This window comes from Marinicella marina, assembly GCF_030065545.1.
Lineage (GTDB): Bacteria > Pseudomonadota > Gammaproteobacteria > Xanthomonadales > Marinicellaceae > Marinicella > Marinicella marina.
On sequence record NZ_JASJNC010000005.1, the window covers coordinates 38,613 to 51,397 of the forward strand.

Sequence of the window (12,785 nt, forward strand, 5' to 3'; positions counted from 1 at the left end):
ATAGAGTTCGGCCTTTTTTGTGCCCGTGAGTTTTTTGTTACAATCGCTTGTTTTAATAAGAGGGATTGGTATGCATTCAAGCAAAATAATGTGGCTGTTGTTGTTAGTGAGTCATTTTACGCAGGCTCACCAAGCAGATGGTTCGTTGTACAGTGACGATTTTTTAAAGCAAACAAAAGCATTGCGTGATAGGGCGCTGGATGATGATTTGGCTTACCGCATCACTGAATCGTTAACCACCGAGGTGGGGGCCAGGTTGGCTGGTAGCCCAGGCGATGCCAAAGCTGTGGCTTGGGCGCAAGAAAAGTTCAAAGAATTAGGCTTCGATCGAGTGGTTATTGAACCGGTGAAGTTGACGCGCTGGACTCGTGGCGAGGAAACTGCCGCAGTCATTGCGCCTTACCCACATCAATTGGCGGTTACTGCACTGGGTCGCACATTGCCGACGCCTGAATCAGGTCTGACCGGAGAACTCATCCATTTCAATACATTGGCAGAATTAGAAGCTGCAGAGCCCTCTGAGGTAAAAGGCAAGATCACCTTTATCAGTAACCGCATGGAGCGTCATCAAGACGGTTCTGGGTATGGTAAGGCGGTGGGTGCCAGAAGCAAAACGGCTCAGGTCACAGCTGCCAAGGGCGGCATCGCTGCCATCATTCGCTCCATAGGTACAGATGATAACCGCACACCGCACACTGGTGCTGCTCAATATGATGAGGCCATAGCTTCGGTGCCAGCAGGTGCGGTATCAAATCCAGATGCCGATTTGTTGGTTAACATGCTCAAGCGTGACCAGCCGGTGGTTCTTAACTTAAAATTAACCTCACATTGGGACGGTGAATACACCTCGCATAATGTGATTGGTGACATGCTTGGCACTTCACAAAAAGAACAGTTCATAGTGATCGGTTGTCATTTAGATTCTTGGGATTTAGGTACTGGGGCCATCGATGATGCATCAGGCTGTGGTATCACTATGGCTGCGGCTAAGTTGATCAATGAGCACATCGGGCCATTGAAAAAGACCATCAGGGTGGTATTATGGGCCAATGAAGAATATGGTTTGTCAGGCGCTAAGGCTTATCATCAGGCTCAAAAAAACAATTTAACCAATCATATTTTGGGTGGAGAGTCAGATTTTGGTGCCGGTGAAATCTATGCGCTGGGAACCCGCGTGGCGGCAGAGTCGATGCCTATAATCAATCAAATGATGACATTGCTCAGGCCTTTAGGTATTAAATACAGCAACAACCAAAGCAGCTCAGGTGCTGACCTGATTCCTCTGCGTCAAGCCGGTATGGCTGTTTTCAGTTTGCGTCAAGACGGGACGGATTATTTTGATTACCATCACACTGCCAATGACACCCTAGATAAAATTGATCCAAAGGCACTGGCACAAAACGTGGCAGCTTGGGTTGTGGTCACTGCTATGGCAGCTAACACCGAACATGATTTTGGTTTTGGCTTAAAAGAATAAATAAAAAAAGCCTGGGATTAACCAGGCTTTTTTGCTTTACTTCAGGCCCTTTGGCTTCAGGCCTGTTGCCTCCTCAATGCTTTGAGCCCAACGGTACCCAGTAACAGGGTCAACATCAGCATGAACCAAAAGCCCAAGGTTGGAACCCTTGCGACCATGCCAAATACTTGGGTCACTTCAACATCGGTATCAAAATCAGGTCCAGTTTCATCAGACACTGCTTGACCAGTATTGTTGATCACTTGATTGTTGACATCTTGTTGAGTAACGACATAAGTACCCACCAATGTACAGTCTTCTCCAACCAGTAACACGGCACAAGTGGTAGAACTTGGTGTGATTATGTTGTCCTGCACAAGCACATTGTTCAAGGTTACGTTACCTGTATTAGTGGCCACAACAGTGTAAGTCAATGTATCGCCCAGTGTTACATCACCAGAAGCGTCTTCGTCGGCATTGCTACTGAGTGTTTTATCGATGGTTAAAGCGGGAGCTGGGTTTAAATCGACTGTGATGTCATCATCAACCGGTGGTGTTTCATCAGAATCAGCACTGCCTGTGTTATTGATTTCACCATTGTCTAAATCAGACTGCTGCACCACATATGTCCCCATTAAGACACAGGTTTGACCTGGGTTCAGAGTAGGGCAGGTATTGCTGTTAGGTGTGATAAGACTGTCTGTAACCACCACATTATTCAGTACAGAATTACCCGTATTGGTGGCTGTAATGGTAAAAGTCAGGGTGTCATTTAAACTGATGGTACCCGATGCATCTTCATCCGCATTGGCGGTGAATGATTTACTGACTGTTAAATCTGGCTCTGCGATGACTGGAGTAACTACAGTATCTGAATCAGGACCGGTTTCATCAGAGTCGCCTGTACCAATGTTAGTAACACTGCCGGTCAAAACATCAGCAGCAGTCACTTGGTAAGTACCTATCAGAGTACATGTGGCTCCCAGCGCAACATTGGCACAAGGTGTTGTACCGCCAGTTGGGGTAATCAGGTTGTCAGTCACAACCACATTAGACAGTGGAATGTTACCGGTGTTGGTGACGGTGATGGTATACGTTAAAGTATCGCCTTCGGTGACGGTGGTGCTGGTATCTTCATCGACATTGCTGGTCAAGGCTTTGTCAGTAGACAAGGCAGGTGAGCCAACAATCGGCGTGATCAAGGTGTCATCATCAGGTCCGGTTTCATCAGAATCCCCTGTACCCACATTGGTGATGGTGCCAGTGGTGACATCACCCGCAGTGACTTGGTACGTGCCCACCAGAGTACAAGTGGCACCGACCGCAACGCTGGCACAAGGAGTGGTGCCGCCGGTTGGGGTAATCAGGTTATCAGTCACTACCACATTGCTTAAAGGTATGTTGCCTGAGTTGGTTACCGTGATGGTATAGGTCAGGGTATCACCTTCTGTGATGGTGGTGCTGGCATCCTCATCGGCATTACTGGTTAAGGCTTTGCTGGTGGTGAGACCAGGGGTGCCGACCACTGGTGTGATTTCAGTGTCATCAACAGGGCCGGTTTCATCAGAATCCCCTGTACCCACATTGGTGATGGTGCCGGTGGTGACATCACCCGCCGTGACTTGATAGGTACCCACTAAGCTACAAGTGCCACCGACTGCCACACTGGCACAAGGTGTTGTACCGCCAGTTGGGGTAATCAGGTTGTCAGTCACAACCACATTAGACAGTGGAATGTTACCGGTGTTGGTGACGGTGATGGTATACGTTAAAGTATCGCCTTCGGTGACGGTGGTGCTGGTATCTTCATCGGCATTGCTGGTCAAGGCTTTGTCAGTAGACAAGGCAGGTGAGCCAACAATCGGCGTGATCAAGGTGTCATCATCAGGTCCGGTTTCATCAGAATCCCCTGTACCCACATTAGTAATGGTGCCAGTGGTAACATCGCCCGCAGTGACTTGGTACGTGCCCACCAGAGTACAAGTGGCGCCGACCGCAACGCTGGCACAAGGAGTGGTGCCGCCGGTTGGGGTGATCAGGTTATCAGTCACTACCACATTGCTTAAAGGTATGTTACCTGAGTTGGTTACCGTGATGGTATAGGTCAGGGTATCACCTTCTGTGATGGTGGTGCTGGTATCCTCATCGGCATTACTGGTTAAGGCTTTGCTGGTGGTGAGACCTGGAGTCCCCACTACTGTGACTATTTCGGTATCATCAACCGGAGGAGTTTCATCAGAATCGCCGGTGCCGGTGTTGGTGATGCTGCCTGTGGTGACATCGCCAGCAGTAACCACGTAGGTTCCTGTTAACACACAAGTGGCACCCACAGCTACGGTGGGGCAGGTGTTGCTGTTGGGAGTGATCAGGCTGTCGGTGACCACCACATTGGTCAATGGGATATTACCCGTATTGGTCACGGTGACGGTGTATGTCAGGGTATCACCTTCAGTGACGGTGGTGCTGGTATCTTCATCGGCATTACCAGTCAAGGCTTTGACTGTGTTCAGTGCCGGTGAACCATTCACCGGAGTGATGACGGTGTCATCATCTGGCGGTGTTTCATTGGAGTTACCGGTGCCGGTGTTGGTGATGCTGCCAGTGGTAACATCGCCTGCAGTGACCACATAGGTTCCTGTTAACACACAAGTGGCACCCACGGCTACGGTTGGGCAGGTGTTGCTGTTGGGCGTGATCAGGCTGTCGGTGACCACCACATTGGTCAGTGGTACGTTACCGGTGTTGGTGACGGTGACAGTGTATGTCAGGGTGTCACCTTCGGTTACTGTGGTGCTGCCGTCTTCATCGGCATTACCAGTCAAGGCTTTGACTGTACTCAGCGCAGGTGAACCAACCACTGGAGTGATTTCTACATCATCAACCGGTGGTGTTTCATTGGAGTTACCGGTGCCGGTGTTGGTGATGCTGCCAGTGGTAACATCGCCAGCAGTAACCACGTAGGTTCCTGTTAACACACAAGTGGCACCCACGGCTACGGTTGGGCAGGTGTTGCTGTTGGGCGTGATCAAGCTGTCAGTGACCACCACATTGGTCAGTGGTACGTTACCGGTGTTGGTGACGGTGACGGTGTATGTCAGGGTATCACCTTCAGTTACTGTGGTGCTGCCGTCTTCATCGGCATTACCAGTCAAGGCTTTGACTGTACTCAGTGCAGGTGAACCAACCACTGGAGTGATTTCCACATCATCAACCGGTGGTGTTTCATTGGAGTTACCGGTGCCGGTGTTGGTGATGCTACCGGTAGTGACGTCACCTGCGGTGACCACATAGGTACCAGTCAACACACAAGTGGCGCCGACGGCTACGGTGGGGCAGGTGTTGCTGTTGGGTGTTATCAAGTTGTCAGTAACCACCACATTGGTCAAAGGAAAATCACCTGTGTTAGTGACGGTGACAGTAAAGGTCAGGGTATCGCCTTCGGTGACGCTGCTGCTGCCATCTTCATCGGCATTACCAGTCAAGGCTTTGACCGTGCTTAATGAATTAATGGCTCGACATACAGGCAAATTCGTTACAGCAGTAGTGATTTCATTGGGCTGCCCTGAACCACCGATAGTGGCACCGTTGGCAAGAAACTCTGTGACTGCACTGGACTGACTGATGCCGTTGGCCCCGCCCAGGGCGGTTCTGCTGGGAGTGCCGGTAGTGATAGAAATGACACCGCCGCCACCGCCGCCGCCAGGGCCTTCATTTTCATTGCCAATCGGTAACTGATCGCCGCCTTTACCGCCGTTGGCTTGCAGCGTTAAGCTGGCTGCAACCGAGTTGGCTGAAACCAAGATGGTACCGCCGGCACCACCGCCACCAGGAGCGTCGTTGTTACCGCCGCCGGCTGTATTTAAACCGGCTTGGCCGTTACTACGGATGCTGCCATTGCCGCTTAAAGTGTCAGTGATGATATATACCAAGCCGCCACCGATACCGCCGGCACCAGCTTGGCTGTTGTTACCGTCACCGGCACCACCGCCGCCACCAAAAAACAGACGTCCAACGCCGTCAAATGGGACTGGACGACCACCAAGTCCGCCTCTCTCGCGGCGACTGTTGCCGCCCCAGGCAGCATTGCCTGGTGGTACTGTTAATGCGTTCTGATTGGAGCTGCCATATGTGTAACCACCTCTGCCACCGCCTGATGAAGTTGTTGAGGCATTTAAATTAGGGTTGGGATCTAAGTCCCAAGCTGTGCTCCATCCAGCTGGTGTTGTGTCAGGATTACCTTGGCCAAACCAAGCCAAGCCGTTGTTGCCGTTGGCACCGCCACCACCGCCACCGTTATGGGCATTACCGCCACCACCACCATTGGCTGGTGCGCCGCGACCAAATCTGCCGCCATTGGCATTGTAAACTGCTTGGAAGCCTAAAATACTCTCACCTTTTTCAGCACCATTTTCGGGTGCGGCCCCTCTGAACAAGGGCACATCAGTGCCAGCTCCGGTGGTCTGATTCTCAATCACACCACCTCTGAAGCCGCGAGATGAAGCATTAATCACACCGTTCAAAGCAAGTGTGCTGTTGACATCAATGGCGACCACACCACCGTTGGTGCCATTCCAAGCATTGGTGACGATTGAGCCAGCTGCTGTGACGGTCAAATTTTCAAACTGTGGTACTCGTATGACTTGAGTTAAACCAATGTCATAGCTATAAATCAAACTGTTGCCATTACATAACAGCCCATTGTCGGCAACCACGATGTCGTTGCCACTGACTGAAATGACTTCATAAAGTTCATAACGACCTGAGTTACCCAAATTAAATGCGCCATATGTGGCGGTATTAGAATTGTCGCTGTAAGTGGCTCCTTGGGCTTGATACAACATAATCAAATCGCCAGGTGACAAATTGGTGTCGGTATAGATTGTGCCACTGACATCATTCAGATTATTGATGTTGTTGACAGATAAGGTAACGCCACCAGCCGTATTTACTGCCGTTAAATTGGCAAAATAATTGACTGTGGTTGGGACTGATGCGGTGAAATCACCGTCTTTCCCTTTGATCGCCAAAACATTGAAGGCTGTTAACAACAGCAAAAACGCACACACTTTTTTCATTTTTAATTCTCTCAGGTTTAGTTTTATTTTTTGTTATGAGCTTCCCCGCAGATATTATAAATAATTAATTTGTGATTTGTGGGGATCTTTGTCACTTTTGGCGCTTAAGTTGACACTGTTTTACAAAAAAACAGGTGTTTAATCTGTGTTGTTGAAAAGTGCTGCAGAGTGACTTTTGCCATGCGACATTTTGTGACACATTTGATACAATCTTGTGTATTATTTTTTGAGGAGAAAGCGTATGTCAGAGAAGATATCTATGACTAAATTCATACCATTGATATTTATCATTGTGCTGTTGTTAATAGGTTCCAGGTTTTGGGTCAGCGTACCTGCTGGTCATGTGGCCGTGGCGACTTTGTTTGGAGAAGTTCAGACGGTCACTTATAAGGAAGGTTTGAACATTCCTGTGAATCCTTTGTTGAAGTTTCACCTGTTCGATGTGCGGGAAAAAACCCACAAAGAAACCGCTCAGGTGCCTTCACAAGATCAGTTACAAACCAAAATCGATGTTTCAGTTCAGTACCGTTTGAATGGTGATATGGCCAATAACATATTGAAAGACACCGGTAACATCGACAGTATGATTACCGTGCAGTTGGTGCCCAAGTTGCGTTCCTTGTTGCGTGAACAAGGTAAGTCAATCAAACGTGCTGAAGACTTTTTTCTAGAAGAAACCCAAGAACAACTGCAAACTGGCTTGACTGTCGGACTGTCTGAATATTTGGAGCCTAAGGGTATTAATGTTTCGGCTGTTTTGATTCGCGATATATCCTTGCCACCATTCATTACCCGCGCGATTGAGGCGAAGAAAGAGCGTGAACAAGAAGTTGAAAAACAAAAAGCTGAATTAGAGCGCTACAAGACCGAACAACAACAGCTCATTGCCCAAGCAGAAGCACAAAAGCAAGCAGCGGCTCAACAAGCAGAAAAACGCCGTTTATTGGCTGACGCTCAGGCTTATGAAATTGAGAAGATCAATGAAGCCATTGGTAGTAACCCCAACTATGTCAAACTACAAGCACTGGAAGCTTTGAAGAGTATTTCAAAGGATCCGGCTTCAAAAATCTATTTCATTGACAGTGATTCGCCACAACCCTTGCCACTGATGCACATGTCAGAGGATAAATAAAAACCACTCCATCAGCGGGCAATGACCTTGCCCGCTGCTTATACAGAATACATGCCATGCAAACATTTGAATCCAAAGCTTTGGAACAGGATTACCTTAAGATTGTTCGTTTCAGCTGGTTATTGACCACGCTATTGATGGCCTCTGGTCCAACCATTTTATTCAGTGCCATCTTCGAGTTGAAATGGTACTTCAGTGTTATAACTTATCTGGCCAGTTATTTACTGCTGTATGGATTGATTCATTGGTACACCATTCACTGGTTCAAGGCATATCGTTATAGTTTGAATGAGGCGGGATTAAAAATTCATAAAGGGGTGTTTTGGCAACAGCAAAACATGGTGCCACGCAACCGCGTACAACATGTTGACATCACCACTGGACCGCTTGAACGGCGCTATGATTTGGGTAAATTAGTGGTACACACAGCTGGCACCCGCAATGCCACCATAACCCTTCCTGGCTTAATGCATCAGCATGCCGCAGACCTGCGCCAAGAGTTAATCAACACCAACTCTTCAGAAGATACGGTTTGAGCATGGACCTGAAAACTGCAGGGTATCGGTTACATAATGTATCACCTTTGTTCTTATTCATAGAGGCGATTAAGAAAAGTGTGCTACCTTTGTTGATTGGCATCGTTGGTACCAGTGGTGATAAACAAGATTTTATCATCATAGCCATAGCGGCTTTTGCTTCGGTTGTTACCATTATTCAGTTTTGGTTTTATCACTATTGGTTAGAAGATGATCGCTTGGTGGTGAAAGAGGGTATTTTATTCAAATCCCTGAGACAAGTGCCTTACGAGCGCATCCAAAACGTCAATGTTGAGAAGAATGTGTTACACCGGTTGTTGAACGTAGCAACCTTACAAATAGAGTCTGCCTCAGGAGTCAAGCCAGAAGCGGTCATCAGGGTTATTTCAAATGACCAGGTCTCCTATATCCAACGCATCATTAAGCAGCGTGGCCAGGTGCCAGTTGAAGGTGTTGAGGATGAATCAGCACTGGAAGAAGAACTTGATTCTGACCCATCTGTTTTGTACCAAATGAACAACCAAGATGTGACCACTTATGGCTTTATATCGCACAAAGCCTTGGTGCCGATTGGGATTGTGGGTTCTATTTTGTCGCAGAATGACTTCTATCGCGCAAAATTCATTAATTTCATGCAAAAATTTGTTGGTGACTTGCACGTTGAGCGGTGGGAGTTGGCCCAATGGGTGATATACAGTTTGGGTTTTTCATTGTTGATGTTGGTGACCATTTGGCTGTCCTCGATTGCATTGGCCTTTTTAAAACTTTACCAATTCAAATTATCACATGTTGATAAAAACTTGAATGCAGAGATGGGTTTGTTAACCAAAATCACGGCCAACATTCCAGTTAAACGCATCCAGCTGATAAAAATCAAGCATTCCCCTTTGCATCGGTATTTCAAACGCGTCAGCATCAAAATGGAAACGGCAGGCGGCGTCACGGAACAAAGTGGCATTCTGATGAACTGGATTGCTCCGTTGATTTCACGATCCAAAGCACAAAACTTGGTCAGTCAAATTCAACCAGAAGTTGATTGGAATGACATTAATTGGCAACCATTAGAGGCGCGCGCTTGGAAGCGGGTGTTCAAAAGGGTGATGTTTTTTCTGTTACTGGCCACCACACCCTTGATTTATTTTTATCACCAATGGGGGTTGTTATTGTTGCTGTTAACCCCGTTGGTTTATATTTATGCCAAAGCCTATGTGAATAAAGCAGGCTATGCCATCAATGCGGAAATCATTGCTTATCGCCATGGCGTCATGTTCCATACGCTGAGTGTGGTTAAAACCGCTAAGATTCAAAACATATCATACATGCAAACACCTTTTGATCGCCGCAATGGCATGGCCAGGTTCACTGTGGATACGGCAGGTTCAAACCCTGTGGTACAAGACATCAACGTACACTACCTTGATACAGCGAAAGTTAAGGCTTTGATGGGCGAGTTATCAGAACGTGTCAGTCGGGCTAAATTTGTCTGGTAGCCATTGAGAACCCAATCGACTGGGCTTGATTGAGTTCTTGGTATCCAGCAGAGGTTATATTCTGCTGGATGTGGAATTTATCGGTGATTGAGGATGGTTTTAAAAAGGTAAATCTAAATTTTCATCGACCGCCAGTAACTGGGTTCTGAATTCTTCTTGGATGCGCTCCAATGTCTCTTCATTATCAGCATCAAACCTGATGACCAAACAGGGTGTGGTGTTAGAACATCGAACCAAGCCCCAGCCTTGTGCAAAATCAGCACGAATACCATCTATGGTAGTGATTTTGGCATCAGGAAAGGTCGCTTTATCGACAAAATCTTCCATGAACTTATAATGCTCACCTTCTTTCATGTGAACTTTGAGTTCTGGTGTGTTGACACTGTTGGGCAGGGTTAAGAATACTTCTTCTGGTGTATCTTCCTCTTGATCAAGTATCTCTAATAATCTGGCAGCGGCATAGATGCCATCATCAAAACCAAACCAACGTTCATTGAAGAAAAAGTGACCGCTCATTTCACCGGCCAAAGCGGCATTGGTCTCTTTTAACTTGGCTTTCATGAACGAGTGTCCTGTTTTCCACATGATGGGCATACCGCCATGTTTGACGATAGACTTAGGTAGGTGGCCAGTACACTTAACATCAAAAATAATGCTGGAGCCGGGTTGGCGACTCAATACATCTTTGGCAAACAACATCAACAACCTGTCGGGGTTGATGATTTCACCAGTTTTAGTAACCACACCCAGCCGATCACCGTCACCATCAAAAGCGATACCGATATCAGCATCTACCGATTTCAGTGTGCTGATTAAATCCTGTAGGTTTTCTGGTACACTTGGGTCTGGGTGATGATTAGGAAAGGTGCCATCCACTTCACAATGCAATGGAATGACATTACAGCCGATTTCTTCTAATACTTCTGGACCAATTATGCCGGGTATGCCGTTGCCACAATCAACCACCACAGTGGGTTCATTCTCTAGTTGAATCTCAGAGCTGATGTAGTCAATGTAATCATCGGCGATATCCAGCTCTTGCACTGTGCCTTCACCATTGATGAGGTCTCCGCTAGCAATCATGTCGTATAAATTGGTGATGAGCTTACCCGCTAAAGTTTCACCATCAAGCATGATCTTTAAGCCGTTGTAATTGGCTGGGTTGTGGCTGCCAGTCAACATCACCCCTGAACCAGTTTCCAGGTGATGGGTAGAAAAGTAGAGTACCCCAGTAGGTACGGCACCGATATTGATCACATCACAACCACTTTTACTGATGCCTTTGATCAGCGCTTCCAATAAGCTTGGCCCCGAAATGCGACCATCTCTGGCTACCACAATGGACTTCCTGCCTCTGTTGAGGTTTTCAGAACCAATGGCATGACCGATTTTCTCAACTGCATCGGTGGTTAAAGTCTCGTCAACTATGCCCCTTATATCATAGGCTTTGAAGATTGATTTATCAGGTAAGGCATCTTTGTCTACCAGTTGTGAAGCTTTTTTACCGCCAGTCTCTGCAGACTGATTATCAGTGATTTGTGGTGCTTTGTCTGATTTTTGTACATTGGATGAATGCACATAAACATGCTCTTCTTCTTTTAAGCTCTTGGCATGTTTCAATTCTTCAATTCTTTGTTGTCTTTTGATGTAAGTCAGTACAGTCAAAATCAAACCTGCCAGAAAGGCCACCGCACTGCTAAAGAAACTTAACTTGAACAACCCTGAATAAGAATTCTCTACGGCATAATTGACATAGAAGTTTGAATTAGGTACACGAGTTTGTTGGTTGCTTTTGGTCGAGTTGGGATCTAATGTGCCCCACTTTTGTAAGACCACATTGCTCCATGTGCCTGATTTTTGCACCAATGTTAATTCACTGTTGTCAAACTCTAAATACTGTGGTTTAACAATCACATCAACGGGGTAACTGACCACCACGTAAGCGGTCTCGGGTTTTTGTATGTAAACGTAATTAAGGTATTGGTCATCTTGACCATAAAGGTGAATTTCAGGTAATTGCTCTTGTTGTGTTTCACTGGTGAGTTTGAGCATGTCAAGGGTGGCGAAATTGATGCCGGGAAATGCTGTTTCTGGAACTATTTTATCGACTGGCTCAGTGACACGAACCACGCGAAGGGTGTTGGGAACCTGACTCTCGATTAACTCAACAATGTTGTTTGCATCTGGGTTAGCGGCAACTATTTCACCCGCCAGTGCACCGACTTCTTGAGTCCGCTGTTCGACCGACCGAGCCAACTCCTCGCTTTGCTGTTTCAAGTCAGACAACGCATAAGATTCCATGATGTTGTTTTTCAGAATATAACCGAACAGCAAAGTGGCGAGCGTTGAAAACACAAAAAGTGGCGTCCACAACATTTCATCACCCAGTTTGAACTGGTCTTTTTTGGCTTTTTCAGCCGCCTCTTTTTGATTATTTTCCTCAGATGGCTTTTCATCTTTGGAAGTTTTCTTGTTATTTATTTTGTTTAATAATTCTTTAAAATCCATTATTTAATTCCGGTGTGTCCAAAACCACCTTCGCCGCGATCTGAAACATTAAAATCCTCCACCAAATTATAAGACACTTGAGTCACTGGAACAAAAACCAGTTGTGCCAATCTGGCACCACGTTCCATGGTGAAGGGATGCGGTGAGCGATTCCAACACGAAACATAAAGTTGTCCTTGGTAATCTGAGTCAATTAGACCCACTAAATTACCCAATACTATACCATGTTTATGCCCCATCCCGGAACGCGGTAGAATCACAGCTGCCAACTGAGGGTCTTTGATGTGTATGGCAATGCCTGTTGGAATCAGTTCCGTAGCGCCTGATTGAATCACTGAATCTGAACTCAGGTTGGCCCTTAGGTCCATGCCAGCAGCACCACCAGTGCCGTACTCAGGCAAACCAAACTCAGCCACAAAAGCAGCATCCATAATTTTTAAGTCAATTGATTTCATCTGGCCCCAATCTTTTTTAATGGTAAATTTTAAACCAGCTTAATTAAAATCTCCAATGTTATGCTTTCCTACATCAAAGTAGGAATTATTTGATGGTCTCAGTGCGAATGAATTATCTAGAATAACCATTATT

7 protein-coding genes are annotated in these 12,785 nt (G+C 46.6%); 4 read left to right on the forward strand and 3 right to left on the reverse strand.

The features are described from left to right. Positions 1-70: 70 nt before the first annotated feature. Complete coding sequence (locus QNI24_RS08820) at positions 71-1,477, forward strand: M28 family peptidase (protein WP_267177608.1); 1,407 nt, start codon at positions 71-73, stop codon at positions 1,475-1,477. 56 nt (positions 1,478-1,533) lie between these two features. Here the strand turns inward: QNI24_RS08820 and QNI24_RS08825 are convergent, their stop codons facing one another. Further along, on the reverse strand, positions 1,534-6,531 hold the full coding sequence (locus QNI24_RS08825) for a beta strand repeat-containing protein (RefSeq protein WP_283708632.1): 4,998 nt from the start codon (positions 6,529-6,531) through the stop codon (positions 1,534-1,536). 241 nt (positions 6,532-6,772) lie between these two features. Here QNI24_RS08825 and QNI24_RS08830 point away from each other — a divergent pair, with 241 nt between their 5' ends. Genes QNI24_RS08830 through QNI24_RS08840 form a run of 3 tightly spaced genes read left to right on the forward strand, consistent with a single transcriptional unit; the run spans position 6,773 to position 9,689 of the window. Next, a complete protein-coding gene (locus tag QNI24_RS08830) occupies positions 6,773-7,663 on the forward strand; it encodes a prohibitin family protein (protein ID WP_267176332.1) in 891 nt (296 codons plus the stop codon). 56 nt (positions 7,664-7,719) lie between these two features. After that, the gene (locus tag QNI24_RS08835; protein WP_267176333.1) at positions 7,720-8,199 is read left to right on the forward strand and encodes a PH domain-containing protein; all 480 of its coding nucleotides are present in this window, start codon (positions 7,720-7,722) and stop codon (positions 8,197-8,199) included. A 2-nt stretch (positions 8,200-8,201) separates the two neighbouring features. Then, positions 8,202-9,689: a PH domain-containing protein gene (locus tag QNI24_RS08840; RefSeq protein WP_267176334.1), complete on the forward strand. Its 1,488-nt coding sequence runs from the start codon at positions 8,202-8,204 to the stop codon at positions 9,687-9,689. A gap of 99 nt (positions 9,690-9,788) precedes the next feature. On the opposite strand, the gene QNI24_RS15415 is transcribed toward QNI24_RS08840, so the two are convergent. Beyond that, positions 9,789-12,197, reverse strand: a complete 2,409-nt coding sequence (locus tag QNI24_RS15415) for a phosphomannomutase/phosphoglucomutase (RefSeq protein ID WP_323373318.1) — start codon at positions 12,195-12,197, stop codon at positions 9,789-9,791. Then, positions 12,197-12,652: a dUTP diphosphatase gene (gene dut / locus QNI24_RS08850; protein WP_267176335.1), complete on the reverse strand. Its 456-nt coding sequence runs from the start codon at positions 12,650-12,652 to the stop codon at positions 12,197-12,199. The genes QNI24_RS15415 and dut overlap by 1 nt, the downstream gene beginning before the upstream one ends. Between the last annotated feature and the right edge of the window lie 133 nt (positions 12,653-12,785).

Bases quoted from the DNA above. Each gene is read 5' to 3' on its own strand.
- QNI24_RS08820 (WP_267177608.1), top strand. From the start codon at position 71: ATGCATTCAAGCAAAATAATGTGGCTGTTGTTGTTAGTGAGTCATTTT.
- QNI24_RS08825 (WP_283708632.1), bottom strand. From the start codon at position 6,531: ATGAAAAAAGTGTGTGCGTTTTTGCTGTTGTTAACAGCCTTCAATGTT.
- QNI24_RS08830 (WP_267176332.1), top strand. From the start codon at position 6,773: ATGTCAGAGAAGATATCTATGACTAAATTCATACCATTGATATTTATC.
- QNI24_RS08835 (WP_267176333.1), top strand. From the start codon at position 7,720: ATGCAAACATTTGAATCCAAAGCTTTGGAACAGGATTACCTTAAGATT.
- QNI24_RS08840 (WP_267176334.1), top strand. From the start codon at position 8,202: ATGGACCTGAAAACTGCAGGGTATCGGTTACATAATGTATCACCTTTG.
- QNI24_RS15415 (WP_323373318.1), bottom strand. From the start codon at position 12,197: ATGGATTTTAAAGAATTATTAAACAAAATAAATAACAAGAAAACTTCC.
- dut (WP_267176335.1), bottom strand. From the start codon at position 12,652: ATGAAATCAATTGACTTAAAAATTATGGATGCTGCTTTTGTGGCTGAG.